Annotated in this window: 21 protein-coding genes; 14 read left to right on the plus strand and 7 right to left on the minus strand. The window is 59.4% G+C overall.

Translation table 11 applies throughout. The features are described from left to right. Window position 1 precedes the first annotated feature (1 nt). The 5 genes from ACYBHZ_RS06585 to ACYBHZ_RS06605 all read right to left on the minus strand — a co-directional run bounded on the left by ACYBHZ_RS06585 (window position 2) and on the right by ACYBHZ_RS06605 (window position 4346). Window positions 2-367 (minus strand): response regulator, encoded by a 366-nt coding sequence (locus ACYBHZ_RS06585; RefSeq protein WP_460273460.1) that lies wholly within the window; start codon window positions 365-367, stop codon window positions 2-4. Then, the gene (locus tag ACYBHZ_RS06590) at window positions 364-645 is read right to left on the minus strand and encodes an STAS domain-containing protein (protein WP_460273461.1); all 282 of its coding nucleotides are present in this window, start codon (window positions 643-645) and stop codon (window positions 364-366) included. Before ACYBHZ_RS06590 ends, ACYBHZ_RS06585 begins: the two co-directional genes overlap by 4 nt. 189 nt (window positions 646-834) lie before the next feature. Next, complete coding sequence (locus ACYBHZ_RS06595) at window positions 835-1806, minus strand: glucokinase (protein WP_460273462.1); 972 nt, start codon at window positions 1804-1806, stop codon at window positions 835-837. 28 nt (window positions 1807-1834) lie between these two features. After that, entirely contained in the window at window positions 1835-3187 is a 1353-nt protein-coding gene (locus ACYBHZ_RS06600) for a GH1 family beta-glucosidase (protein ID WP_460273463.1), read from the minus strand. 124 nt (window positions 3188-3311) lie between these two features. Continuing rightward, window positions 3312-4346 (minus strand): LacI family DNA-binding transcriptional regulator, encoded by a 1035-nt coding sequence (locus ACYBHZ_RS06605; protein ID WP_460273464.1) that lies wholly within the window; start codon window positions 4344-4346, stop codon window positions 3312-3314. Window positions 4347-4680: 334 nt separating this feature from the next. Here ACYBHZ_RS06605 and ACYBHZ_RS06610 point away from each other — a divergent pair, with 334 nt between their 5' ends. The 14 genes from ACYBHZ_RS06610 to ACYBHZ_RS06675 all read left to right on the plus strand — a co-directional run bounded on the left by ACYBHZ_RS06610 (window position 4681) and on the right by ACYBHZ_RS06675 (window position 24074). After that, window positions 4681-5949: an ABC transporter substrate-binding protein gene (locus ACYBHZ_RS06610; RefSeq protein WP_460273465.1), complete on the plus strand. Its 1269-nt coding sequence runs from the start codon at window positions 4681-4683 to the stop codon at window positions 5947-5949. A gap of 188 nt (window positions 5950-6137) precedes the next feature. Then, complete coding sequence (locus ACYBHZ_RS06615; RefSeq protein WP_460273466.1) at window positions 6138-7139, plus strand: carbohydrate ABC transporter permease; 1002 nt, start codon at window positions 6138-6140, stop codon at window positions 7137-7139. Window positions 7140-7149: 10 nt separating this feature from the next. Continuing rightward, window positions 7150-8412 carry a carbohydrate ABC transporter permease gene (locus ACYBHZ_RS06620; RefSeq protein WP_460273467.1) on the plus strand — a complete coding sequence of 421 codons (1263 nt, stop codon included), beginning with the start codon at window positions 7150-7152 and terminating at the stop codon, window positions 8410-8412. A 29-nt stretch (window positions 8413-8441) separates the two neighbouring features. Further along, entirely contained in the window at window positions 8442-10097 is a 1656-nt protein-coding gene (locus ACYBHZ_RS06625) for an alpha-glucosidase family protein (RefSeq protein ID WP_460273468.1), read from the plus strand. Window positions 10098-10116: 19 nt separating this feature from the next. Continuing rightward, complete coding sequence (locus tag ACYBHZ_RS06630) at window positions 10117-11208, plus strand: ABC transporter ATP-binding protein (RefSeq protein ID WP_460273469.1); 1092 nt, start codon at window positions 10117-10119, stop codon at window positions 11206-11208. A gap of 161 nt (window positions 11209-11369) precedes the next feature. Continuing rightward, the gene (locus tag ACYBHZ_RS06635) at window positions 11370-12371 is read left to right on the plus strand and encodes a TDT family transporter (RefSeq protein WP_460273470.1); all 1002 of its coding nucleotides are present in this window, start codon (window positions 11370-11372) and stop codon (window positions 12369-12371) included. A 161-nt stretch (window positions 12372-12532) separates the two neighbouring features. Then, window positions 12533-13984 (plus strand): IMP dehydrogenase, encoded by a 1452-nt coding sequence (guaB, locus tag ACYBHZ_RS06640; RefSeq protein WP_460273471.1) that lies wholly within the window; start codon window positions 12533-12535, stop codon window positions 13982-13984. A gap of 260 nt (window positions 13985-14244) precedes the next feature. Then, on the plus strand, window positions 14245-15570 hold the full coding sequence (locus tag ACYBHZ_RS06645; RefSeq protein WP_460273472.1) for a tetratricopeptide repeat protein: 1326 nt from the start codon (window positions 14245-14247) through the stop codon (window positions 15568-15570). Between the two features lie 66 nt (window positions 15571-15636). Beyond that, complete coding sequence (locus ACYBHZ_RS06650; protein ID WP_460273473.1) at window positions 15637-16818, plus strand: RsmB/NOP family class I SAM-dependent RNA methyltransferase; 1182 nt, start codon at window positions 15637-15639, stop codon at window positions 16816-16818. 257 nt (window positions 16819-17075) lie between these two features. After that, window positions 17076-19367 carry an ATP-binding protein gene (locus ACYBHZ_RS06655; protein ID WP_460273889.1) on the plus strand — a complete coding sequence of 764 codons (2292 nt, stop codon included), beginning with the start codon at window positions 17076-17078 and terminating at the stop codon, window positions 19365-19367. A 262-nt stretch (window positions 19368-19629) separates the two neighbouring features. Next, window positions 19630-20709, plus strand: coding sequence for a recombinase RecA (gene recA / locus ACYBHZ_RS06660; RefSeq protein ID WP_460273474.1), 1080 nt, complete (start codon window positions 19630-19632; stop codon window positions 20707-20709). A gap of 137 nt (window positions 20710-20846) precedes the next feature. Then, window positions 20847-23495, plus strand: coding sequence for an alanine--tRNA ligase (alaS, locus tag ACYBHZ_RS06665; protein WP_460273475.1), 2649 nt, complete (start codon window positions 20847-20849; stop codon window positions 23493-23495). After that, on the plus strand, window positions 23492-23776 hold the full coding sequence (locus ACYBHZ_RS06670) for a DUF1330 domain-containing protein (RefSeq protein ID WP_460273476.1): 285 nt from the start codon (window positions 23492-23494) through the stop codon (window positions 23774-23776). The genes alaS and ACYBHZ_RS06670 overlap by 4 nt, the downstream gene beginning before the upstream one ends. Window positions 23777-23786: 10 nt before the next feature. After that, window positions 23787-24074 (plus strand): DUF1330 domain-containing protein, encoded by a 288-nt coding sequence (locus ACYBHZ_RS06675; protein WP_460273477.1) that lies wholly within the window; start codon window positions 23787-23789, stop codon window positions 24072-24074. 47 nt (window positions 24075-24121) lie between these two features. Here the strand turns inward: ACYBHZ_RS06675 and ACYBHZ_RS06680 are convergent, their stop codons facing one another. Next, the gene (locus ACYBHZ_RS06680) at window positions 24122-24709 is read right to left on the minus strand and encodes a VOC family protein (protein ID WP_460273478.1); all 588 of its coding nucleotides are present in this window, start codon (window positions 24707-24709) and stop codon (window positions 24122-24124) included. A gap of 211 nt (window positions 24710-24920) precedes the next feature. Further along, entirely contained in the window at window positions 24921-25496 is a 576-nt protein-coding gene (locus ACYBHZ_RS06685) for a hypothetical protein (protein ID WP_460273479.1), read from the minus strand. Window positions 25497-25860 lie beyond the last annotated feature (364 nt).

A 25860-nucleotide genomic window follows, 5' to 3' on the forward strand; every position in this document is an offset into this window, starting at 1 on the left:
CTTATCCAGCCACCATTTGGAGGGCTTTGACGAGTTTGGCGGGGTCGAAAGGTTTCACGATCCAGCCCGTTGCCCCGGCGGAGCGGGCCTTGGCCTTGAGCTCATCGGCGCTCTCAGTCGTGAGGACGAGGATCGGAATGCGGCTCCATTTGTCTTCGGAGCGGACGGCGTCGATGAAACCGAAGCCATCCATGCGCGGCATGTTGATGTCGGTGATGATCACGTCCGGGTCAATGTCTTCGAGAACTTCGAGACCGTGAAGACCGTCTTCGGCAAGGTGCGCGGTGAAGCCCGCCGAGGACAGGGCGAGATTGAGCATGTCACGCATGGTGCGGCTGTCGTCGACAGCGAGAACTTCCAGACTCATGTCCAGGCCTCCGGTTGAGTAATGGTTTCTGGGGTGAAGCCAAAGAGGCCAAGCATATCGATGCAGTTGTCAGAGGCATTCGCGAGCCGAGTGCTCTTGCCTTGAGCGGCGCGCGTTTTGACGGCGGACAGGATCACCTGAAGCGACAGGGCGCCGAGATGGCGGACATTGCCGGCATCAATGACGAGCGTGTCATCCGTAATCGCGCCAAGCTCCGCCATGAGGGGAGGCACGGATTGATAATCGAGCCGATCGTGAAGATGCACATGTGTCGTCATGTGCGCAGGCCTTGTTGGCGAAAGGCGTGTGTTCGGCAGGGGTGAGGCATCCCGAAATTCCCTTACAACTGTGGTCACGAGACCTTGTGTAAGGGCAAGGGAGTTAAAACGAGGTTACGCCACCGTTTTTTCTTGAATGCAACACTCTGCGCCTGTCGTGAAACTGTAAGGTTTCACAATAACAATGCGTTACGGGTATATGTTGTGCATGTGAGAGGCGCAGCCGGTGAGGGCGGCATAATCGTCTTCGATCACGGAGACGGAAAAATTCTTCATGAATCCGGCGAAACGGCCTTTGTCGCGGAAGGCTCCATTGAAGTCAAAGGCATCGAGATAAGGCGCTATATGGCGGGCAACGCCGCCGACGAGATAGATGCCGCCAAAGGGCAGTTGGATGAGGGCGAGATTGCCCGCCACCGTGCCGAGCATCTTGACGAAGAGGCGGGCGGCTTCGGTGGCGCGCGGATCGTCGCCACGGGCCACGGCGTCCATGATTTCAGCGGCGGATTTCTCGCGGGCGGCCCCGCTGCGTGTGCCGAGGAAAAGATAGACCCGTTCCAGACCGCGGCCGGACAGCACATCCTCGATGGCGGGGAAGCCATGCGCGGTTTCGACGAATTCGCAGAGCGCCAACTCATCAGCCGTGCGGATCGGGAGATTGGCGTGCCCGCTTTCTGAGGGCGCGACGAAGCGGCCACGGGGGGTCTCGAACACCGGAGAGGCATTGAACCCGGTGCCTATGCCGATCACCAGTTTGGCCGAATGTGGCGCCGGGGTTGGTGCGTCGATCACCGAGCGCATATTCTCCGGCGCGACAAGTCCGAGTGCATAGCCCTGTGCCTGAAGATCGTTCAGGATGGAGACATGTTCGGCCTGTGTGGCGCGGCGCAACGTGTCGTGGTCGATGGTCCAGTCGAGATTGGTCATTGTCCCGACGCCATCGCGCACGGGGCCTGCGAGCGCAACGCAGGCGCCTTTGCAATCGACGCCGCCCTCATCCTCGACATATTGCCTTAGAACGCTCTCAAGCCCCGGAAACTTGCGGTTGGAATAGCGACGGATCGTCTCCGGCAACAAGGTTTCCCCATCTGCCAGAGCGACGCGCGTGTTGGTCCCCCCGATATCGGCCACGAGGGTGAGGGTATCGGAAGGATGGGGCATGGCGTCAACTCCGCAGCAGGGTCTCGAGTCAGTCTCGGGCGATCAGGTCTTTGAGCATGTGATAGGAGGCTTTGGGGGTGCGTTTCAATGTTTCAAAATCGACATGCACCATTCCGAAGCGCCGTTCATAGCCAAAGGCCCATTCGTAGTTGTCCAGCAGGGACCAGTAAAAGAAGCCCTGAAGGTTGACGCCTTGCTCAAGTGCGCGGTGCATTGCGGCCATGTGATCGCGAATGAAGGCGCAGCGTTCCGGGTCTTCGACCACGCCGTTGCGGACATGATCATCCCAAGCCATGCCGTTTTCCGTCACCATGATCGGCAGGTCTCCGACATAGTTTTCCTTGAGGCGCAAAAGCAGGGCTTCGAGCCCTTCCGGGCAGATTTCCCAGCCCATCTGGGTGGTGGCGAGATGGCCTTGCGCCGGGGCGGTCGAGGGCCAGGGGCTTTCGGCGTCATGGGCCACTAGATTGCGGGTGTAGTAATTGACGCCCAGCCAGTCGATCGGGCGGGAGATCGCTTTGAGATCTTCCTGCCAATCATGCGGCAGATAAGGCTCCAACCCTTCGAGCGCTTCCTTGGGGTAACGGCCCTTGGTGATGGCTTCGATGAACCAGCGGTTGTGGGTGGCGTCTTGCGTGGCAGCGGCCCGAATGTCTTTAGGGTCATCTGTGGCAGGTTGGGTATGCTCGAAATTGAGTACGATGCCAAGGTTCTTGCGGTCACGGGCACGCAGGCGGGAGATCGCTTCGCCATGGGCTTTGAGCACGTAATGCATCGAGCGTGCGGCGGCGCGGATGTTGCGCAGGCCCGGAGCGTGGTGGCCCAGCAGATGCGACAGGTAGGAGACGCACCAAGGTTCGTTGATTGTGGCGTAGGAGGCGACGCGGTCACCGATCACGTCATCGATCACTTCGGCAAAATCGCCGAACCAGCGCGCAATCGACGGGTTGGTCCAGCCGCCGAGGTCTGACAGGGCAGAGGGCAGTTCCCAGTGATAGAGCGTGGCATGCGGCTCCAGCCCGCGCTCAAGGATCGCATCGACGAGACGGTCGTAATACTCCAGCCCTTCGCGGTTCACCGCGCCGCGGCCTTCGGGGATTACGCGCGACCAGCTTGTCGAAAAGCGGTAGGCGTCGAAATTCCCGGCCTTGAGAATGTCCATGTCCTCGCCGTAGCGATGATACTGATCACAGGCCAAGGCGCCGTCTTCGGCACGCAGCACGTTGCCGGGGGTGGCGGCGAAATCGTCCCAGTGGCAGCGGCCCGCGCCGCCGAATTTGTGGCCTTCGACCTGATAGGCGGCGGTGGCCGCGCCGAACAGGAAGCCTTTCGGGAAATCTTTGCGGGTCAGGGGGGAGGTGGGATTCGAGACATTTGCCATGGAGCGCTCCATTTCTGAGTGGCTGGGGCTGGCTGCGCTTATAACGAGTTCGGGGCTTTGCGGGCAAGCTCAAAGCGCTTTGAAGGTTTGCGCAAACAGAAAACTTGCCAAACCGCCTTGCGGATCAGCTCGGGGTCGGCGCAGGTCCGGTGGTGTGGCCGATGATCAGATCGGCATCGAGCAATTCGTGATGCGGGGGACGCTTTGGATTGGCGATCTGCTGCATCAGAATTTCAGCGCAGATGCGCCCGGCCAGACGCACCGAGGAGCGCGTTGCGGTGTAGATCGGTTCCGTGCTGCCATTGCGCATGTAGGACAGTTCGTCGTCATGGACGATCAGGGAAACGTCCTTGGCAACCCTGAGGCCAAGCGTGTCCATGGCCCGGCGGACGCCGTAACCGACGATGATCGAAGAGGCGATGATCGCGGTGGGAGGTTGGTCCTTGCTCAGGACCTCCATTGCGGCGCGAAAGCCGAAGTCTTCAGTCATCTCTGCGCTGTGGCACAGGCTCGGATCTTCGGTGATCCCGGCAGCTTCTAGTGCGACGCGATAGCCTGCGCGGCGCTTGGCGGCGAAGTCCATGCCTTCAAGCCCGTTGAGCAAAGCAATCCGGCGGTGGCCAAGATCGATCAGGAATTTCGTGGCCCGCTCAAAAGCGCGCTGGTTGTTCATATCGACCCAGGAATAGTCGTTTTCATCCGTGCTCCCCGAGCGCCCGTGGACGACGAAGGGCATCCCAATGTCGCGTAACAGTTTGATTCTCGGGTCATCTGCCTTCGGTCCGTGTACGATCACACCGTCGACCGATCCTTTTGCCGCGATCTTGCGATAGGCCTCTGCCTCGCCACTGTCGGGGACCACTTGCAACAGCATGTCGATGTTTTCCCGGGCGTAGATCTCGGACGCGCCTGCGACAAAATCGGCGAAAACCGGGTTCACCATCTCATGCCCTTTGGAGAGAGGTATGATATGGCCCACGGCGTGGTTGCGCCCGGTCGCGAGGCTGCGCGCGCGCGGGTTCGGGGTATAATTGTGTTGTTGTGCGGCTTTCAACACCTTTTGACGCGTGACCTCGGAAACTTCGGGATAGCCGTTGAGGGCGCGGGAGACGGTCGTTTGGGACAGTCCAAGCAGTGAAGAAAGCTCTTTAAGGTTCATTTGTGTCTGCGTGATCCGTGGTTTGATGTCACGCTAGACTGAGGCAGGGGCAAGGTAAAGACGGGAGTGCTGACCTATTTGATGCGGGGGTGCGAGCAACTCTGCTTGGAGGAAGGCGGGGGGGGCGTGCGGCGCTCACGCGCCGTCACACAAATTTCATCAGCTATGTTTTGACACTGCGGTTTCGGTTGATCCGTGTCATTGACTCTCTAGGTGCCATGGGACAGGTTGCGCATGTCAAAGCGCTTTGACGGTTGTGGAAATGATTGATTTCTTGACTGATAACGCTACGATTTCTCCGCCCGTGTCCGGGTATGAAAACTGGGAGGTTTACATGAAAAAGACACTTATGACCGGTGCCGCGTCGCTTGCCCTTATGGCCGCAGGTGCGCAGGCGCAGGACCTGACGATTGCTGGCCCGTGGATTGGCGCCGACCAAGAGATGGTCGAAAAAGTATTGGCGGTTTTTGAGGAGCAAAGCGGCCTTGATGTTGCCTATGTCGGCTCCGACAGCTTTGAACAGCAAATCGTGATTGACGCCGAAGCGGGCTCCGCCCCGAATATCGCCGTGTTCCCGCAGCCGGGTTTGGCCTCGGATATGGCAAAGCGTGGTTTCCTGACGCCGTTGGCCGATGGGACCGATGAATGGCTGAAAGAAAACTACGCGGCGGGCGAAAGCTGGACCGCACTTGGCACCTACACCGGGAAAGACGGCGCGGATCACCTCTATGCCTTCCCCTACAAAATCGACGTGAAATCCCTCGTTTGGTACGTGCCGGAGAACTTCGAGGATGCGGGCTACGAAGTTCCGACCACGATGGAAGAGTTGAAAGCGCTGACCGAACAGATCGTCGCCGATGGCGAAACGCCTTGGTGTATCGGTCTGGGGTCCGGGGCCGCCACCGGCTGGCCGGCCACCGACTGGGTCGAAGACATGATGCTGCGCACGCAAGATCCTGAAGTGTACGACGGCTGGGTCACCAATGACGTGAAATTCGACGATCCGCGCGTCGTCGCAGCCATTGAAGAATTCGGTTGGTTCGCGAAAAATGATGCGTTCGTCTCGGGCGGTGCCGATGCGGTTGCCTCCACCGACTTCCGCGACAGCCCGAAAGGTCTCTTCACCTCGCCGCCGCAGTGCTACCTGCACCACATGGCGTCCTTCATCCCGGCCTTCTTCCCGGAGGATGTCGTGCTTGGCGAAGATGCAGACTTCTTCTATTTCCCGTCCTACGAGAGCAAAGATCTCGGCACGCCTGTGCTTGGCGCCGGTACGCTTTGGGCCATCACCAATGACAGCCCGGAAGCGCATCAGTTCATGGAATTCCTGAAAACCACGGATGCCCATGAAGCCTGGATGAAACAAAAAGGCTTCCTGACGCCCTACAAGGCCGTGGATACCTCTGTGTTCTCCGATCCGACGCTGAAGAAAATGAACGACATTCTGCTGAATGCCACCACGTTCCGTTTCGATGCATCTGACCTGATGCCGGGCGGCGTGGGCGCAGGTTCCTTCTGGACCGGTATGGTTGACTACACGGGCGGCGAGTCCGCTGAAGATGTTGCCAAGTCGATCCAGACCTCCTGGGATGCGCTGAAGTAATCAGCCAGATTTGAAACAAGAGATGCTTTCGGGCCTTCGGGCCCGGAGGCTTTCGCGTCCGCAACGAACTGCGCAGCTGCTGACCCGACGGGAGTGACAAATCCCCAAAGGGACCCAAAGGGACATTGATAAGCGCAAGGCAAGAGCGGCGTGCCTGAACACAGCCGCCTGACGGAAGGGGAGAGACAATGCATCCGGCACTTCAAGGTCTTCTGACCATCGCGATCGGCGTCGGCGCCTGTATCGGCTATTTCTATTTTTCCAACATCATCCTCGACAAGGTGATCTTCCCGGCGCGCGGTGCGAATGCCGGGCGCAATATCAACCGTGCGAACCTCGTGCGGCCTTGGTTGTTCCTGTTGCCGGCGATGATGGCGTTGGGCCTGTATCTCGCCTATCCGGTCTTCGATACGCTGCGGCTGTCTCTTACCGACCGTGACATGGGCGGCGCGTTTGTCGGTCTGGAAAACTACCGCAAAATGTCTGCCGACCCGAAATTCTGGGAAGCGATGCGCAACAACGCGCTCTGGCTTTTGGTTGTGCCTGCGGCCTCCACGGCGTTCGGCCTTCTGGTGGCGCAGCTCACCGACCGTATTCGCTGGGGCTCCATCGCCAAATCTCTGATCTTCATGCCGATGGCGATCTCCTTTGTGGGCGCTGCGGTGATCTGGAAACTGGTTTATGACGCCCGTCCGTTGGGCACTGAACAAATCGGTATCCTGAATGCGATTTACCTCGCGATTGGCGGGGCGGAGCCGATCAACTGGCTCACCTTGCCGTTCTGGAACAACTTTTTTCTGATGGTGGTTCTGATCTGGATTCAAACCGGTTTCGCCATGGTGATCCTCTCGGCGGCCTTGCGCGGTGTGCCGGAAGAAACCATTGAGGCGGCCATTGTCGATGGCGCCAACCCGTTCCAGATTTTCTTCAAAATCAAAGTGCCGCAGATCATGGGCACCATCGTCGTCGTCTGGACCACGATCACCATCGTCGTTTTGAAAATCTTCGACATCGTCTTTGCCATGACCAACGGTCAATGGGAGACACAGGTTCTGGCCAACTACATGTATGACCAGTTGTTCCGCGCCCGCGACTGGGGCGTCGGCTCTGCGGCAGCCATGGTGATCATGCTGCTGGTGACGCCGATCCTCGTGTGGAACGTCTACAACGCACGCAAAGAGATGAAGTGAGGGCAGGATCATGGACAATATCGCTGGCAAGAAACCCGCTCTCATCTGGGCCACGCACCTCTCGGTGATCTTTCTGGTCTTCCTCTGGCTGTTCCCTACGGTCGGCCTCTTCGTGTCCTCCTTCCGGACCGGCGACCAGATTTCCAGCTCCGGCTGGTGGAAGGCGCTTTTCCCGCAGGTGCAGAACACGATGATCCGCACTGCGGCCCCGGAGATGCAGCAGCAGATCGACGGCAAATATGTGATCGAAGGCAATCTGTTCGAGCAAGAGGGCGCCAAGCCCGGTACGATCTCCGTCTGGGGCACCTCGTCTCGCGCGATTGACGACTATACGGCGGGCGAAACGGCCGATTTGGGCGATGACGGGCAGCTGACCGTCGAGGCCAATGGTGACTACAGTCTCGTGAACGATACGGAATTTTCCGGACGTCGTGGCGAGCGTGTGTTCCTCACAGCGAAGACCCCGCCGTCTTTCACCTTTGAGAACTACCGCACGGTGCTGTTCTCCGGTCAGGCGACGGACAAGATGAGCAAAGCCTTCATCAACACCTTCACCGTGACGATCCCGGCGACGGTCATCCCGATCCTGATCGCGGCGTTCGCGGCCTATGCGCTGGCGTGGATGGATTTCCGGGGGCGGGCCTTCCTGATCGCGGTGATCGTCGGCTTGCTCGTCGTGCCGCTGCAATTGGCGCTGATCCCGCTTTTGACCTTCCACGGCACGGTTGTGGAATGGTTCGTCGCCCTTGTCGGCACCCCGGACCCGGACAATGCGCGCCGCTTCCTGTCGGTGGGCTCCATCGGGCAGCTTTTGGGGTTTGAACCGGGCGACACGATCAATTCGAAAGGCTATCTCGGCGTTTGGGCCGCCCACACGGGCTTCGGTCTGCCGCTGGCGATCTATCTGCTGCGCAACTACATGGTTGGGCTGCCGAAAGACATCATCGAGAACGCCCGCGTCGATGGCGCGACGGATTTCCAAATTTTCACCAAGATCATCCTGCCGCTGTCTTTCCCGGCGCTCGCCTCCTTCGCGATCTTCCAGTTCTTGTGGACTTGGAACGACTTGCTGGTGGCGCTCGTCTTCCTGATCGACAGCTCCGGGGACACCACCGTCATGACGCGCCAGATCGTCGAGCTTCTGGGCACCCGTGGCGGCAACTGGGAAATCCTCGCGACGGCAGCCTTCGTGTCCATCGCCGTGCCGCTGACGGTCTTCTTCTTCATGCAAAAATATCTCGTGCGCGGCCTTCTGGCCGGGTCTGTCAAATAAGACACGCGACATAACAAAAGAGCAAAACCATGAACGCAACGATTCCTTCTTCTACGCCTTTCACGCGTGAAAAAGACTGGTGGCGCGGGGCCGTCATCTATCAGATCTATCCTCGCTCGTTTCAGGACAGCAACGGCGATGGCATTGGCGATCTTCTCGGCATCGTCAGCCGTCTGCCCTATATCGCCTCGCTTGGCGTGGATGCGATCTGGATTTCGCCCTTCTTCACCTCGCCGATGAAAGACTTCGGCTATGACGTGTCTGATTACTGCGATGTTGACCCGATGTTCGGCACGCTCGCCGATTTCGACGCGGTGATCGACACGGCGCACAGTCTTGGCGTCAAGGTGATGATCGATCTCGTTCTGTCGCACACTTCGGATCAGCACCCGTGGTTCGTGGAGAGCCGCTCCTCCAAGGACAACCCGAAATCGAACTGGTATGTCTGGGCCGATGCGAAACCCGATGGGACGCCGCCGAACAACTGGCTGTCGATCTTCGGTGGTTCCGGCTGGCAATGGGACGCGGGGCGTTTGCAATACTACCTGCACAACTTCCTGACCGAGCAGCCCGATCTCAACTTCCACGAACCGGAAGTGCAGGACGCGCTCCTGGATGTGGCGAATTTCTGGCTCCAGCGCGGTGTCGATGGCTTCCGCCTCGATACGATCAACTTCTACACCCATGACGCGGAGTTCCGGGACAACCCGCCGCTCGCGCCGGAACTGCGCACGGCAAAAACCGCGCCTGCGGTGAACCCGTACAACTGGCAGCAGCACGTTTACGACAAATCGCGCCCGGAAAACCTCGAATTCCTGCGCAAGCTGCGCGCGGTGATGGAACCCTACGGCGCCGCTGCCGTCGGCGAAGTGGGAGATGAGCAGCATGGGCTTGAAATCCTTGGGGAATACACCACGGGCGATGAGCTTATGCATATGTGCTACGCCTTTGAGCTGTTGTCCGGGGACACGCCGACGCCGGACTATGTCAAAGAGGTCATGGATAAAGTGTCTGCCGTCGCTGCGGACGGTTGGGCCTGCTGGGCCTATTCCAACCACGATGTGGAGCGCCACATGTCGCGCTGGCACCTCGATCCGATGGGCGCACGGGCGTTCACCACGCTGATGATGTGCCTGCGGGGCTCCGCTTGTATCTATGAGGGCGAAGAGCTTGGTCTCACCGAGGCGGATGTCGCCTATGAAGACCTGCAAGACCCTTACGGCATCCAGTTCTGGCCGGAGTTCAAGGGCCGCGACGGCTGCCGCACTCCGATGGTTTGGGATCAGACCCAGCATCACGGCGGCTTCTCTGACGCGCCGCGCACCTGGCTGCCGGTCAGCCCGGATCACCTGTCGCTCTCTGTCGCGCAATCGGAATACGATCCCGGTTCGATTCTGCATCACTACCGCCGGGCGATTGCCTTCCGCCACGCGCATAAGGCGTTGATGACCGGCGAGATGTTGGATCTGACGGTCAACGGAAGCTGCCTGAGTTTCACGCGCAAGTCGGAAGACGAAGAACTGTTCTGCGTGTTCAACCTGTCCGATCAGCCCGCGACACTGGACGCGCCCAAGGGGAACTGGCATCACATTGGAAGCGAATTGAATTCTGCGTCTCCGATGGACGACGGGAAACTGCATCTCGGGCCGTGGCAACCGGCGCTTATGCTGCGGGAAACTGCCTGAGAGGCGAGGGGAGAGAGAAATGGCCGATCTTAAACTGGAAAACGTCGCCAAGGTCTATGGCGGCAAGGTCGAGGTCCTCAAGGACATCAATCTCGACATCGCGACCGGCGAGCTGATTGTCTTCGTCGGCCCCTCGGGCTGCGGTAAATCCACCTTGCTGCGCATGATTGCGGGTCTGGAGAAAATCTCCGGCGGGACGCTCGAAATCGATGGGGAGCTTGTGAACGATGTGCCGCCGGCACAGCGCGGTATCGCTATGGTGTTCCAAAGCTACGCGCTCTATCCGCACATGACGGTTTACGACAACATGGCTTTCTCTTTGAAGCTCGCCAAGAAGTCGAAAGAGGAGATCAAAGAGGCGGTCATGAAGGCGGCCCATATCCTTCAGCTCGAAGAGTATCTCGACCGCCTGCCCAAAGCTCTGTCGGGGGGGCAGCGTCAGCGTGTCGCCATCGGCCGGGCCATCGTGCGCGACCCGAAGGTCTACCTCTTCGACGAACCGCTCTCCAACCTCGACGCCGCTTTGCGCGTTGCGACCCGTCTGGAGATCGCGCAGCTCAAGGAAAGCATGCCCGAGAGCACGATGATCTATGTGACCCACGACCAAGTCGAGGCGATGACCCTCGCGGATCGCATCGTGGTACTCGCCAACAAAGGCATCGCGCAGGTCGGCTCGCCGCTTGATCTCTACGAGAAACCGGACAATGAATTCGTTGCCCAGTTCATCGGCTCCCCGTCGATGAACCTTCTGCCGGGTAAGATCATCGAGACCGGTGAGATGACCAAGGTGCAACTCGACGGCGAAGGCATCGCCACGACGACCATCCCCACGGGGCCGGAAGACATGGGCCGTCAGGTCAATGTCGGTGTGCGCCCGGAAGACATGCATCTGGCCGAAGGCGAGGCCATCGTCGACGGTGTGGTCGATGTGGTGGAAGCGCTCGGCGAAGTGACGCTTCTGTATTTCGTGGCCGAACGCGGCAATGAACCGTTGATCGCCAAACTGCCGGGCATTCACGCCGGTCTCAAAGGCCAGACCGTGAAACTCTCTGCCCCGCCGGAGAAAGTGCATCTTTTCGCTGATGGCCTGTCGATGCGCCCGAAGGGGTAAAGCCAAAGGTGACAGAATTTAAGGCGGCCTTAGGGTCGCCTTTTTTGTGCGGGAACAGACCCGCGACATCGCGCCCCCGTGGAAACTCTTTCGCAAAACAGGGTAGGGTGATATTCAGCATTCTAAATGTATGTTTGAAGGCCCATTTCAAGGTTCATCCCATGTCCCAGACACCGCCCCGCATCATGCCGAAACCGTTCAATACAGCGCCGCAAGGGCTCTGGCGAGCGACGCCTCCGGCGATCTTTCCGCCGATCATGGGTTTGATGGGGCTGGGGCTTGCCTGGCGCAATGCCGCGAAGGTGATCCCGGGGGCGCCCGCTTGGATCGGGGAGATGCTGCTCGGGGCGTTCTCTTTGCTTTATCTCTTCGCGCTTCTGACTTATTTCGCCAAAATGTCCCGCCGTCCCTCGGTGATCGCCGAAGACCTGCGCATCCTACCGGGGCGGGCGGGATTGTCAGCCGGAGCAGACACCGGTTTTCTTTTTGCTGCGGTCCTTGTGCCGTATTCGGCGCTCGCTGCGAAAACCGTGCTTGTGCTGTCGCTTATCGCCCTGACGGTCGTCGCGCTTTTGATCATTCGGTCCTTTGCGCTCGGCCCAGCTGAACAACGCCGTGTGACCCCCGCATGGCATCTGTCCTTCGTCGGCTACATCCTCGCGCCGCTTTCCGCCGTGCCTTTGGGCTGGGTCGGTCTGTCGCAATTCCTCTTCGCCACCACGCTGCCGATTGCCGCGGCGATCTGGCTCATTTCCGTGCTGCAATTCGCCAAGGCCGATGTGCCGCCGCCGCTGCGCCCGCTGCTGGCGATCCACCTTGCGCCGCTCTCGCTGTTCGGCATTGTCGCCACGCTTCTGGGCTACACCACGCTGGCGCTGGCCTTCGCGTGGATTGGCGTGACCGCGCTCCTCGTCTACGTGTTCGGGGTGCGCTACCTGACCAAAGGCGATTTCTCCGCGCTTTGGGGCGCGTTTACCTTTCCGCTCGCAGCCTTCGCCAACATGATGTTCGCTGCGGCCACGCTGGTGCCGATGCCTTTCCGCATCATCGGCGGGCTGGAACTGGTCGCGGCAACGCTCGTGATTTTCTACATCGCGCCGAAAATCATGCAAATCTGGATGCGCGGCAAGCTTGCCAAAGCCACCAATGCGGCGACGGTTTAGGTTTCCTTTGCTGCAAAATACTCGAAAAAGGGCCGCCTCTCCCCAGAGTGCGGCCCTAAATCTTGCGTGACATCTCGGTAAAACACACAAATGGCCCTTTCCATTAAGGGGCATACATGTAATAGGGACGTGCCAAACCGTATCCCACATGGAGAGACCTGATGGAGATTCGCGAGGCGCTTACCTTCGATGACGTATTGCTTGTTCCGGCTGCATCCAACGTGCTGCCGTCTACAGTTGACACCAAGACATACGTGACAAAATCTATTCAATTGAACATTCCGCTGCTGTCTTCTGCAATGGACACTGTGACCGAGGCCCGTATGGCGATTGCCATGGCGCAGGCCGGTGGCATCGGTGTGGTGCACAAGAACCTCAGCGTCGAAGGGCAGGCGACCGAAGTCCGCCGGGTCAAACGCTTCGAGTCTGGCATCGTCTACAACCCGGTGACCCTTACCGCGAACCAGACCATCGCCGACGCGAAAGCGCTCTGCGCGCAGTATAATTTCACCGGCTTCCCGGTGATCGACGCGGATCGCCGCATCGTCGGTATCGTCACCAATCGCGACATGCGGTTTGCGACCTCCGATGACACGCCGGTCTCTCAGGTGATGACCTCGGACAAGCTCGCGATCCTGCAGGAGCCAGCCGATCGCGATGAGGCGATCTCGCTGATGAAAGCCCGTCGGATCGAAAAGCTTCTGGTCGTCGATGCGGACAACCGGCTGACCGGTCTTCTGACCCTCAAGGATACCGAGCAAAGCGTTCTCAACCCCTCGGCTTGTAAAGACGAGCTGGGGCGCCTTCGGGTCGCCGCGGCGACCGGTGTGGGCGATGCGGGCTTTGAGCGTTCTGAAGCGCTCGTGGACGCTGGCGTCGATATCATCGTGATCGACACGGCGCACGGGCACTCGGCCGGTGTGATCGACGGGGTGGCGCGCGCGAAGAAAATCTTCGGCGACAAGGTCCAGATCATCGCAGGCAACGTCGCCACCGGTGCCGCCACCAAGGCGCTGATCGATGCGGGGGCGGATGCTGTGAAAGTTGGCATCGGGCCGGGCTCGATCTGCACCACCCGCATGGTGGCTGGTGTCGGCGTGCCGCAGCTCACCGCGATCATGGATTGCGCCAAGGCGGCTGGCGATGTGCCGGTCATTGCGGACGGCGGTATCAAATTCTCCGGCGACTTCTCCAAGGCCATCGCCGCAGGCGCTTCCGTGGCCATGGTCGGCTCGATGATCGCGGGCACGGATGAATCCCCGGGCGAAGTGATCCTCTACCAAGGTCGCTCGTTCAAATCCTATCGCGGCATGGGGTCCTTGGGCGCGATGGCGCGCGGCTCTGCGGATCGGTATTTCCAAAAAGACGCAGCCTCCGACAAGCTCGTGCCGGAAGGCATCGAAGGTCAGGTGCCCTACAAGGGGCCGGTGTCTACCGTCCTGCACCAGATGGTCGGTGGTCTGCGGGCCTCCATGGGCTACACGGGCTGCGCCACCGTCGGCGAGATGCGCAAGAACTGCAACTTCGTGAAAATCACCGGATCGGGTCTCAAGGAGAGCCATGTTCACGACGTGCAGATCACGCGCGAAAGCCCGAATTACCGCATCGGTTGAGCGAATATCCATATCGCTGGAAAAACAGAGCGCTACGGATCAAACCGTGGCGCTTTTTTCATTTCGGGCCTCCGTGCTTGGCGACGTTATGGCAAATTGAATTTTTACCAATTTTCTGCTTTAATGGGGGATGCGGCCAAGGCGTCGGACATATTCTGTGATCCCCAGTGTTTTCCTTAAAATGCCGTTTGTGATCTGCAGAGACGGGTAGAGTTGAGCCCTTTCCGAACCTTGGCGGCACTGGGATGTGGAGGGGGAATATGTTGCATTCTAAACATTTGAAATATGCGTTGGTCGGCGTGCTGGCCTCATGGGTCTTGCCGCTTGCGGGCATGGCCGAAGACCTTGATGCTGCGGCCTTGAAGGCGGCCGCAGATGGCGGTGATATGGCCGCGGCAAGAGATCTGGGAAGCGCCTTGCTCTGGGGCTATGGCGGTGTCGATCAGGATGTCGAGGCGGCCATTCTGCTTTTGACCAAGGCGGCAGAGGCTGGAGATGCCAAAGCGCAATCGACTTTGGGACAGGCCTATCTCTGGGGTGCGCCCGTGGAGAAAAATCTCGCAGAGGCGGATCGGCTTTTGAGTGCGGCGGCGGCTCAGGGCAATGCGGACGCGATGCGCGTTCTGGGGCAGCAGTTGATCGGCGGTTGGGTGATGCCGCGTGATGTCGACCGCGGGCTTCCGCTGTTGCAGGCGGCGGCGTCGAAAGGCGACACCCGCGCAAAAACCGCGCTCGGGGAGTTCTATCTCTACGGCAAGCCACTTGAGAAAGACTGGGCGCAGGCCAAGACGCTTTTTGAGGACGCGGCGGCCGCCGGGGACGGCAAAGGGCTTGCGGAGTATGGTTCGATGCTGATGTGGTCCGAAAAGGACTGGCAGGCGGGCGAAGCCAATTTGATCCGCGCCGGAGAGATGGGCGAGAATTCTGCTTGGGTCAGTCTCGCCGAGGGGGCCATGTATGGCTATCTGGGGCCGGACTCGCGTTCGAAATTCGACGGCTATGCCGATAAGGCGCGTGCGGCGGGAGAGGAACGGATCGCCGTTCTCGAAGCGCAGCGGGCCATCTGGGGCATCTCGATGCGTGCCAGCGGGCCGAAGGCGCTGTCGGAACTTGAAACGGCGGCGAAAGACGGCAACGCCACGGCGCTCATGAGCCTGATCTCGATGCAGCGCGACGGCAATCGCTACAATATCCGCAAGGATCCAGCGGCGGCGGAAGCGGCGATTGAGGCCTATGGAGACTTGCTCACCGACGCACAAAAAGCCCAATTCGCGCTGACCATCGAGGCGGCCACCCACCGCATGAGCCGCGATTATCCGCGTCTTGCCAAAGCGGTCGAGGCGCAGCCAGAGCTGATGTCCGAGTGGTTCGGTGAAGAACTTTACAAGGCCAACCCCAATCTGGCGGTCTATATGCTCCAGAGCGAGATGAAGCCGATGGGCCTTTACAGCGGCAAGCTGGATGGGTTCGCGGGGCCGCGCACGCTCAAAGGGCTGAACCGTCTGTGCAATCGCATGCAGGACGAGACCAACTGCGGCGACCGGGTGCTTGATGGCGATCTCATTGGCAAGCTTCTGGCGCGTTGATTGTCGGCGGGCGGCGGTGTAGGTCTGGTCTGACGGGTCGCTGGTGATCCGCTACCGGAGCCTTCTATGACCCCTGCCGCCCGTATCTCTGCTGCGATTGAATGCCTCGACGATATTCTCTCGGGGGAGAACGCGGAACGTGTCCTGACAAATTGGGCGCGCGGCCATCGGTTTGCCGGCTCCAAGGACCGCGCCGCCATACGTGATCATGTCTTCGATGCTCTGCGCTGCAAACGATCTTACGCTTGGCTCGGCGGGGCTGGCGAGGGGCGTCCCTCCGGTCGTCAGTTGATGATCGGTGCTTTGCGGGCGCAGGAGATTTCTCCGGACACCCTGTTTTGTGAAGACCGGTTCGCGCCGCGACCTCTCAATGAGGACGAACAGGCCATGCCGCCCGCGCTGGACCAAGCGCCGCGCGGTGTGCGCTTCGACTGCCCGGATTGGCTTCTGCCTCTCTATGAGGCGACGCTCGGGGCGGACACGGAGGCCGCCCTTGAGCTTCTGCGGCAGCGCTCGGACGTCTTTCTCCGGGTGAACATCGCGAAATCCACGCTCTCTTATGCGCTTGAACTGCTTGCCGCTGATGGGATCGAGGCCGTGCCGCATCCGCTCTCGGAGACGGCTCTCAAAGTCACCAAGGGCACCCGTGCCGTGGCCCGGTCGCAAGCCTATCTGACGGGTGTTGTCGAGCTGCAAGACGCGGGGTCTCAGGCGATCATTGATGCTCTGCCGCTTGAAAATGGCATGGCGGTGCTCGACTACTGCGCGGGCGGTGGCGGCAAGTCGCTTGCCATGGGCGCGCGGGCTGAGTTGAACCTGACCGCACATGATGTTGATCCGGCGCGGATGCAAGACATCGCGCCACGCGCCTCTCGTGCCGGGATCAAAGTGACCTGCGCCCGCAAGGCGGAGCTGGCTCCGACTTATGATCTGGTGCTCTGCGATGTGCCATGTTCCGGCTCCGGCGCGTTCTCCCGCAGCCCGCAGGGGAAATGGGCGCTCACTGACGCGCGGTTGACCCGGCTTGTGGCGCTTCAGTCGGAAATCCTTGATGAGGTCGCCGAACGTGTCGCGCCCGGCGGTGTTCTGGCCTATGCGACCTGTTCGCTTTTTGAAGCGGAAAATACGGATCAGGTGGCTGGATTTTTGACGCGCCGGCCCGCTTTTTCTCTGATCCGTCAATCGGTTCTCAGCCCGCTCAAAGGCGGCGATGGTTTCTTCTACGCCATCCTGCGTCGTGACGTGTGAGGTCGCTTTAGGCCTGTAAGTCAGGTTTTAAATACTACTTTACCGATAGCTTGTTCGCATTTTATCCTCTTTTCATGCTGTCGGTTAAGGCTTGGTTAACCAATTCATAGAACAGTTGAGCACACATTCGTGTGCAGTCGGGGGCATGCCATAGGGGACAGCGTCTTTGTGAGACGCGATTTGGACCGGGCGAGGAGAGCCGGGATCAAGATATTTTAAGGACGAAACGCATAGGGGGAGATGTGTTGAGTACGAGCATGACTGCGGGGCCATTATCGAAACAGGCCGAACGCATTGGCCCATATAGCACTGTGATTGCGCTGAGTGGGATTGCCCTCTGTGGGATCGCGCTTTTGCTGCCAAAGCCGGTGTTTGGCCTGATCGCCTTTAGCTCTGGCGCGGCCTTGCTCTGGGCTGTGTTGTTGATCTGGTTTCTCAATCATCGACAGCGCAGGTCGCGTAGACGTCTCAACCTTGCGATTGCTGCCTTCTTGGCCAATGACGCCGCGCCGTCCTTTGCGACGGATATGGCGGGCGTGATCGGCTATCAAAACCGGGCGGCTGTTGAGCGGTTTGGCGGGCGCGGGGGGCAGAGTGTTTTGTCTGCGCTCGAAGGAATCTTTGCCGCGCCGGGGGCGACCTTGAGCCGTATGCAATCGCGCGCTTTGGCAAAGGGGGCTGCGCGCGAAGATGTTGTGATGCGCCACGGTCATATGCGCCTTGCCGTGCATCTGGTGGGCGAAAACGGTTTTCTCTGGCGCTTGGAAGACATGGCGGAGCGCGCTGCGCTTTCTGGCGACGCGATTTCCTTGCCGATGCTGACCCTCTCTCCAAACAATTCGGTTCTCTTTATGAATGAGGCGATGCACCGCTTGCTCGGCCATCGTGAGCAAAGCTTGGACCGCATGGTGACCGACCTGCCGATCCGCCCCGGCGATGTGCATGTTCTTGCCGGTGCCGAAGGCCGCATTTATGCGCGTGTCGCGCAGATCGAGAAGGCAGGAACAGGTCGTAAAGAACTGTTTTTCATGCCGGATTCGACGCCAAATGTCGGAGCTTGGGAAGCCCTCGATGCGCTGCCTGTGGCCTTGTTGAAGGTTGCTGTGGATGGGCAAATTATCGAATCCAATCGGCATGCGCGTGAGCTGCTCGCGATCTCGACGCATGAGCGTTTCAGTCTCAGTGATTTGGTGGAGGGATTGGGCCGCCCGGTGCAGGATTGGGTGTCGGATGTGGCAATGGGCCGGGTGCGCAAACCGGAGTTCGTGCGCGCATCGCGCCCTCAAAGCGATACGTTTCTGCAGATCACGCTCAACCGGGTCGAGGGGCCGGGAGATGACATTGAACTCATCGCCGTGTTGTCTGACGCAACAGAACTGAAATCGCTTGAGGCGCAATTCGTGCAAAGTCAGAAGATGCAAGCGATCGGCCAGCTTGCGGGCGGTGTCGCACATGACTTCAACAATCTTTTGACTGCAATATCAGGTCATTGCGACCTGTTGCTCTTGCGGCACGATAAGTCGGACACGGATTACGGTGATCTCGTTCAAATCCACCAAAACGCCAATCGTGCTGCCTCTCTGGTTGGGCAATTGCTGGCCTTTTCACGCAAGCAAACGCTGAAGCCGGAGGTCATCGACCTGCGGGATACACTGTCGGATCTGACCCATCTCCTGAACCGTTTGGTGGGCGAAAGGGTCACCCTGTCTCTGGACCACGACATCGGGCTTTTGCCGATCCGGGTGGACAAACGGCAGCTGGAACAGGTTCTCATGAACCTTGTGGTGAACGCGCGCGACGCCATGTCGGACGGCGGTACGATCAAGATCGAAACCCGAAACGAGGTGCTGCGCGAGGCGTTCACGCGCGACCGGGCCACCTTGCCTGCGGGGGAATATGTGGTTGTGAGCGTGACGGATCAGGGCAGCGGCATTCCCCCGGATCGGCTCCAAAAAGTGTTCGAGCCTTTCTATACGACCAAACGCACCGGCGAGGGGACGGGGCTCGGTCTGTCCACGGTTTACGGGATTATCAAGCAGACCGGGGGCTTTATCTTTGTCGACAGCGTTGTCGGGACCGGGACGGCCTTTACCATCTATTTGCCTGCCCATACCGCACGGGCCGAAGCGGTTGTAGAAGCGTCTCACAAATCCTTTGCCGAGGCTGGCGTTTCTGCTGAACGTGGCTCCGGGGTTATTCTTTTGGTGGAAGATGAAGCCCCCGTCCGCGCCTTTGCCTCCCGCGCGTTGCGTCTGCGGGGCTATACGGTGATTGAGGCGGAGAATGCCGAGGAGGCGCTTGAGACGTTGGAGGATGAGAGCCTCCAAATCGACGTGTTCGTCTCTGATGTGATTATGCCGGGGATGGATGGGCCAAGCTGGGTGTCGCAAGCTTTGAAATCCCGGCCGGGCGTCAAGGTCGTGTTCGTCTCCGGATATGCCGAAGATCATTTCACGGACCAGCAATCGCGCATCCCGAATTCGGTTTTTCTACCCAAGCCGTTTTCCCTTTCGGAATTGACCGCGACGGTTCAGTCTCAATTCTACTAACATCTAAAAATCAATGCGATCGCGGATGTATTTGACGTTATCTCTTGTGTCTCGGAATGGTTTCTTCTCGATGCTAACCCGCGGTTAACCAACGCTCCCACATAGTCGTTTTGTAATTTTAAGTTGATATGTTCTCTTTTTGTGCTCATAAAGATATATGAGAACAAGAGGCGAACACAGGCCCCGGTCAGAGCAGCTCCCAGCCCCGCGACGTTTCCGCGATGGACGCTTTTTGACGGGTGTGAGATAAGGGATTGAACAGATGGCAACGGCGACCAAAGACATGGCAAAAAACGACAAGCAGAACGGGGACAAGCAGAAGGCGCTCGACAGCGCGCTGGCCCAGATTGAGCGGCAATTCGGCAAGGGTTCGATCATGAAGCTGGGGGCTGACAACCCGGTTCAGGAGATCGAAGCAACCTCGACCGGCTCTCTCGGCCTCGACATTGCTCTCGGCATCGGCGGTATCCCGAAGGGGCGGATCGTCGAGATCTACGGCCCGGAATCCTCGGGTAAGACTACGCTGACCCTGCATTGTGTTGCCGAGGAACAGAAAAAAGGCGGCGTTTGCGCCTTTGTCGATGCGGAACACGCGCTGGACCCGATCTATGCCAAAAAACTCGGCGTCGATCTTGACGAGTTGCTGATTTCTCAGCCCGACACCGGCGAGCAAGCGCTTGAAATCGTCGATACGCTGGTGCGCTCCGGTGCCGTGTCGCTGGTCGTGGTCGACTCGGTGGCGGCGCTGACGCCGAAATCCGAGCTTGAAGGCGACATGGGCGACAGCTCCGTCGGCGTTCAGGCCCGTCTCATGTCGCAGGCGATGCGCAAACTGACCGGTTCGATCAGCCGCTCGAAATGTACCGTCATCTTCATCAACCAGATTCGCATGAAGATCGGCGTGATGTTCGGCTCGCCGGAGACCACCACTGGCGGGAACGCTCTGAAATTCTACTCCTCCGTGCGCATGGACATTCGCCGCATCGGGTCGATCAAGGACCGCGATGAGGTTGTGGGCAACGAGACCCGCGTGAAAGTGGTGAAGAACAAGGTGGCGCCGCCGTTCAAACAGGTGGAATTCGACATCATGTATGGCGAAGGCATCTCGAAAACCGGGGAGCTTCTGGATCTCGGCGTGAAAGCTGGTGTCGTGGACAAATCCGGCGCATGGTTCTCCTATGGCGATGAGCGCATGGGGCAGGGCCGCGAGAATTCGAAACGCTACCTGAAAGAAAACCCGCAGGTCGCGCTTGAGATCGAGGACAAAATCCGAGCCGCTCACGGGCTTGATTTCGATCTGGGCGACGATTTCGATCATGGTGACATGATCGACGACGAATAAGTCGCGCGGATCGCATGTTTTGAGGGGCCGAAGCCGATGGGTTTCGGCCCTTTTCCTTTTGGCGCTTATGGACAGCACGGGCCTGCGCGGGTAAACCATGCCGAACGCCAAGACTTTTCCGTAAGGATGCGCCCAACATGCCCAGCGTGAACGATATCCGCTCCACCTTTCTTAACTATTTCGAACGCAACGGTCACACCGTCGTGCCGAGCTCCCCGCTTGTGCCGCGCAACGACCCGACGCTTATGTTCACCAACTCCGGGATGGTGCAGTTCAAGAACTGCTTCACCGGGGTTGAAAAGCGCGATTACACGCGCGCCACGACGGCACAGAAATGCGTCCGCGCCGGGGGCAAGCACAACGATTTGGACAACGTCGGCTACACGGCGCGCCACCACACCTTCTTCGAGATGCTGGGCAACTTCTCCTTTGGGGATTACTTCAAACACGAGGCGATCCCCTTTGCCTGGGAGCTGATCACCAAAGATTTCGATATCCCGAAGGACAAGCTTTACACCACGGTCTACCACACCGATGACGAAGCTTTCGAGATTTGGAAAAAGGTCGGCGTGCCGGAAGAGCGGATCATCCGTATCGCCACCTCTGACAACTTCTGGCAGATGGGCGACACTGGTCCCTGTGGCCCGTGCACCGAGATTTTCTATGATCACGGCGATCACATCTGGGGCGGCCCTCCGGGTTCCCCCGAAGAGGACGGCGACCGGTTCATCGAGATCTGGAACGTCGTGTTCATGCAGAACGAACGCTTTGCCGACGGCTCGATGACCGAGCTTGAGATGCAGTCGATCGACACCGGCATGGGGCTTGAGCGGATCGCGGCGCTGCTGCAGGGCTCGCATGACAACTACGACACGGACCTGATGCGCTCGCTGATCGAAGCCTCGGCCCATGCGACCTCCGTCGATCCCTATGGCGACAAGAACGTCCACCACCGTGTGATCGCGGACCACCTGCGGTCCACGTCCTTCCTCATTGCCGATGGCGTCATGCCGTCGAACGAGGGCCGCGGCTACGTTCTGCGTCGGATCATGCGTCGCGCCATGCGCCACGCGCACCTTCTGGGCGCGAAAGATCCGGTCATGCACAAACTGGTGCCGGAACTGGTGCGCCAGATGGGCGAAGCCTATCCGGAACTGCGCACCGGTCAGGCTCTGATCGAAGAGACGCTGAAACTCGAAGAAACCCGCTTTATCCAGACGTTGGACCGTGGCCTGAAACTGCTCGAAGACGAGTTGGTCGATCTGCCGGAAGGGAATAAGCTTCCGGGCGAGGCGGCGTTCAAACTCTATGACACCTACGGTTTCCCGCTCGATCTGACGCAGGATGCGCTGCGCGAGAAGGGCGTCGAGGTCGACACCGACGGGTTCGATGCCGCCATGGCCGAACAGAAAGCCAAGGCGCGTGCCGCTTGGGCTGGCTCCGGCGAGACGGCGGATTCGACCGTCTGGTACGACATCGCGGAAGAGAAAGGCACCACGGAATTCCTCGGCTATGACACCGAGAAGGCCGAGGGCGAGATCGTGGCCATCGTCAAAGACGGTGCCCAAGTTGAGACCGCAAAAGAGGGCGATACCGTCCAGATCGTCGTCAACCAAACGCCGTTCTACGGCGAGTCCGGCGGTCAGGTCGGCGACACCGGCGTGATCCGTGTGGAGAAATCCATCGCGAAAATCACCGACACGAAAAAGGTCGCGGGTGTCTTCATCCATTTCGCCACCATCGAGCGCGGTGAGATCAAAGTGGGCGCTCCGGCGGCGCTTGAAGTGGATCATGCACGGCGCTCTGCGATCCGCGCGAACCACTCCGCAACCCACCTTCTGCACGAAGCACTTCGCGAGGCGCTTGGCGATCACGTCGCACAGCGCGGTTCGCTGAACGCGCCCGACCGCCTGCGCTTCGACTTCTCCCACGCCAAAGCCTTGAGCGAGGAAGAGATTGCCAAGGTGGAAAGCGATGTGAACCTCTACATCCGTCAAAACGATGCGGTCGAAACCCGTATCATGACGCCGGACGATGCTCGCGCACTCGGTGCGCAGGCGCTGTTTGGTGAGAAATATGGCGATGAGGTCCGCGTGGTCTCCATGGGCCGGGCCGACACCGGCAAGGGGGCCGATGGTCAGACCTATTCGCTTGAACTTTGCGGCGGCACCCATGTGAAACGCACCGGCGATATCGGCCTCTGCGTGATCTTGGGCGACAGCGCGTCTTCTGCTGGCGTGCGCCGGATCGAAGCGCTGACGGGGCAGGCGGCGATTGCGCATCTTGAAACCGAGGCCAACCGTGCGCATGAGGTTGCAAACGTCCTGAAAGCGCCCGTCTCGGAAGTGGTCGAGCGCGTCAAAGCTCTTGCCGATGAGCGCAAGAAGCTGGAGCAGGAGGTCGCGAACCTCAAGCAACAGATCGCGCTTGGCGGTGGTTCCGGCGGTGGTGCAGAGGCGAAAGATGTCAACGGCATCCCGTTCCTCGCACAAGCGCTGCAAGGCGTCTCCGGCAAAGACCTGCGCGGCCTGATCGACGCGCATAAGACCAACCTTGGCTCTGGCGTGATCCTTTTGATCGCCGAGGAAGATGGCAAGGTCGCCGTGGCCTGCGGCGTGACCGATGATCTGACGGGCAAGGTGTCTGCGGTCGATGTGCTCAAGGCGGCTGTGCCCGCAGTGGGCGGCAAGGGCGGCGGTGGCCGTCCGGACATGGCGCAGGGCGGCGGCAAGGATTTCTCCGGCGCGGATGCGGCCATCGCTGCGGCTGAAAAGGTGCTCGGATGACGGCCTATATCGTCGCGACCATTGAGGTGACGGACCCTGAGGATTATCAGGGCTACGCCTCCAAAACCGTCGCGCTTGCGGAAAAATGGGGTGGGCGCTTCCTTGTCAAAGGTGGCGCGCCCGAACAGGTGGAGGGCAAAAGCCCGTCCCGCCATGTGGTGATTGAATTCCCGGACCGCGACACCGCGCGCGCATGGTACAACTCACCGGAATATCAGGACATTCTTCCGATCGCCCTGCGCGCGTCCAAGCGTGACATCGTGATCGTGGACGGCGTTTAAGGAGAGACAGATGCCCGCACTTTGGATTGCCAATATCAAGGTCACCGATGAAGAGGCCTATGGCCGTTATGCGAAACTCGCTGGCCCCGCGATTGCCAAGCATGGCGGTAAATTCCTTGCCCGTGGCGGCCGTTATGTCCAGCTCGAAGGCAACGACCGTCCGCGCAACGTCGTGACCCGCTTCGACAGCGTCGAGGCTGCCGTGGCCTGCTACAACAGCCCGGAATACCAAGAGGCGTTGAGCCACGCGAACGGCGCGTCCGAGCGCGACATCGTGGTGATTGAAATCGAAGAGTGAGATCACTCACATGATTTGAAAGCGGCGCGGGCTGTCCCGCGCCGTTTTTATTTGGCGAAGGGATTTTTCGGGCTGCGGTCGAAAGACAGCGTGTTGGTGCTCTCATTCACCAGCTGCTCGATGGCATCCGCGAGGTGAACTGTCTCGATGTGATCATCTCCCGCCGCCACGCGAATGAGATGGGCGCGGTGCAGCACGTCCGTGTGGGTGTAGCCCTGCGGCGGCTCGAAACGGTAGCTCGCCAGTTCGACAAGCATGCCATTCGGTTCGCGGAAATAGATGCTGTCCATGAAGCCGCGATCTTTGACGCCGGAATGTTTGATCCCGCGCGCGTCGAGACGCTCAACCACCTGATCAAAGGTCACCTTGGAGACGTTGAACGCCAGATGGTGCAGCGAGCCGGGGCCTTGATCGATGCTGTGACGGCCCGGTTTGCGGTCCTCTGATGTGAACACCGTGATCAAGCGCCCGTCGCCCGGATCGAAATAGAGATGACCCTGTTCCGGGGCGTCCAGATTGGGCTGATCAAACACGAACGGCATGCCCAGCACGCCCTCCCAGAACTCGATCGAGGATTGCCGGTCAGCGCCGGTGATGGTGATGTGGTGAACCCCTTGGGTTTGGATTTTGCGCATGGCTGGTCTCCCTTTGAGCGCCAAGATACCGTAAGCAGCGCTAAAATCTAAGGACACTCATCGCACATCGTCTGCGCGCTCATGGAAAGAAGACGGTGAAAGAAGACGGTGAAAGTAGACGGTGAAAGAATTCTGGGGCGTTTGGACCGTTCGGGAGTTGCGACGGCCCGTACTCGGCCCGTCGCATTTTCTGCCTGCCTCTAAGGGTTAATCAGTTGCCGCCGAGGCTCACTGAAACACCGAGGCTTTTGCTGCCAACATTCGCGCCAACGCCCGCACTGGCTCCGCTGCTGCCGACAGATGCGTTTCCTGCAACACCAATGCCGCCGGATGATGATCCTCCCGCTCCATCGCCCGTGCCGTCGCCCGCACCATTGCCCGTGCCGTCGTCTATACCGCCGCTGCCGCCGGTCCCGGTGCCCGCTGCCAAATCACCAGAGGCTCCCTTCCCCCCCGAGGAGCTGTTGCCTGGCATTCCATTTGGCGCTGTCAGCGGATCAAAAGAATAACCGAGCGGGTAGAGGCGATCCGAGATCAACGCGCCGTTGTTACGGTTCAAGGCAACGTGGCGTTCGTATTTTTCGTTGACCGAAATGATGGTGATCAGGTTCTTCATCTGATTGACGCGAAGCACCCGCACGGTGTAGCCGTCCTCACGCACGCTTGCCATCATAGGGTGTGCGACTTTATAGCTGTCCACAGTGGTTGCTGATGCGGGGAAACTTGGCGCGACAAGCGCCAGCCCTGCGACAATCGCGATATGTTTCAGTCGATTGGTTTGTGTCATGGTTCCTCCCTTTCATGAGGCCATCGCACCTAAACCTAACGCAACATGGACTTTCACTCCCTCCTTTGAAGTGGAAAGCCACGAAAACCGGGCACCTGCTAACTCAATTTCCCCAGCGCTTCGCTATGCGTGCACGACCGAACGACCGCGCCTGTAAAGTGATGGCCTTATAAAAATGCTAGCGCAAAGTTCCGTAAAACCACCAAGAAAAATCAAAAAATCATCTTTTGGCTGAAATTAAAGGGTTTTTTATCGATTTAAAATTACACAAAACCATATGATTTTAAATTATTGTTTTGATTTTAGGGATAATAGGGGCGGTAAGCCAAAAGAAAAACCCGCCGGGCAGCGGCGGGTTTTGAAG

The organism is Celeribacter sp. ULVN23_4 (assembly GCF_054788345.1).

Excerpts from the sequence above, each read along its gene's own strand:
- ACYBHZ_RS06585 (WP_460273460.1), bottom strand. The coding sequence starts at position 367 with ATGAGTCTGGAAGTTCTCGCTGTCGACGACAGCCGCACCATGCGTGAC.
- ACYBHZ_RS06590 (WP_460273461.1), bottom strand. The coding sequence starts at position 645 with ATGACGACACATGTGCATCTTCACGATCGGCTCGATTATCAATCCGTG.
- ACYBHZ_RS06595 (WP_460273462.1), bottom strand. The coding sequence starts at position 1,806 with ATGCCCCATCCTTCCGATACCCTCACCCTCGTGGCCGATATCGGGGGG.
- ACYBHZ_RS06600 (WP_460273463.1), bottom strand. The coding sequence starts at position 3,187 with ATGGCAAATGTCTCGAATCCCACCTCCCCCCTGACCCGCAAAGATTTC.
- ACYBHZ_RS06605 (WP_460273464.1), bottom strand. The coding sequence starts at position 4,346 with ATGAACCTTAAAGAGCTTTCTTCACTGCTTGGACTGTCCCAAACGACC.
- ACYBHZ_RS06610 (WP_460273465.1), top strand. The coding sequence starts at position 4,681 with ATGAAAAAGACACTTATGACCGGTGCCGCGTCGCTTGCCCTTATGGCC.
- ACYBHZ_RS06615 (WP_460273466.1), top strand. The coding sequence starts at position 6,138 with ATGCATCCGGCACTTCAAGGTCTTCTGACCATCGCGATCGGCGTCGGC.
- ACYBHZ_RS06620 (WP_460273467.1), top strand. The coding sequence starts at position 7,150 with ATGGACAATATCGCTGGCAAGAAACCCGCTCTCATCTGGGCCACGCAC.
- ACYBHZ_RS06625 (WP_460273468.1), top strand. The coding sequence starts at position 8,442 with ATGAACGCAACGATTCCTTCTTCTACGCCTTTCACGCGTGAAAAAGAC.
- ACYBHZ_RS06630 (WP_460273469.1), top strand. The coding sequence starts at position 10,117 with ATGGCCGATCTTAAACTGGAAAACGTCGCCAAGGTCTATGGCGGCAAG.
- ACYBHZ_RS06635 (WP_460273470.1), top strand. The coding sequence starts at position 11,370 with ATGTCCCAGACACCGCCCCGCATCATGCCGAAACCGTTCAATACAGCG.
- guaB (WP_460273471.1), top strand. The coding sequence starts at position 12,533 with ATGGAGATTCGCGAGGCGCTTACCTTCGATGACGTATTGCTTGTTCCG.
- ACYBHZ_RS06645 (WP_460273472.1), top strand. The coding sequence starts at position 14,245 with ATGTTGCATTCTAAACATTTGAAATATGCGTTGGTCGGCGTGCTGGCC.
- ACYBHZ_RS06650 (WP_460273473.1), top strand. The coding sequence starts at position 15,637 with ATGACCCCTGCCGCCCGTATCTCTGCTGCGATTGAATGCCTCGACGAT.
- ACYBHZ_RS06655 (WP_460273889.1), top strand. The coding sequence starts at position 17,076 with ATGACTGCGGGGCCATTATCGAAACAGGCCGAACGCATTGGCCCATAT.
- recA (WP_460273474.1), top strand. The coding sequence starts at position 19,630 with ATGGCAACGGCGACCAAAGACATGGCAAAAAACGACAAGCAGAACGGG.
- alaS (WP_460273475.1), top strand. The coding sequence starts at position 20,847 with ATGCCCAGCGTGAACGATATCCGCTCCACCTTTCTTAACTATTTCGAA.
- ACYBHZ_RS06670 (WP_460273476.1), top strand. The coding sequence starts at position 23,492 with ATGACGGCCTATATCGTCGCGACCATTGAGGTGACGGACCCTGAGGAT.
- ACYBHZ_RS06675 (WP_460273477.1), top strand. The coding sequence starts at position 23,787 with ATGCCCGCACTTTGGATTGCCAATATCAAGGTCACCGATGAAGAGGCC.
- ACYBHZ_RS06680 (WP_460273478.1), bottom strand. The coding sequence starts at position 24,709 with ATGCGCAAAATCCAAACCCAAGGGGTTCACCACATCACCATCACCGGC.
- ACYBHZ_RS06685 (WP_460273479.1), bottom strand. The coding sequence starts at position 25,496 with ATGACACAAACCAATCGACTGAAACATATCGCGATTGTCGCAGGGCTG.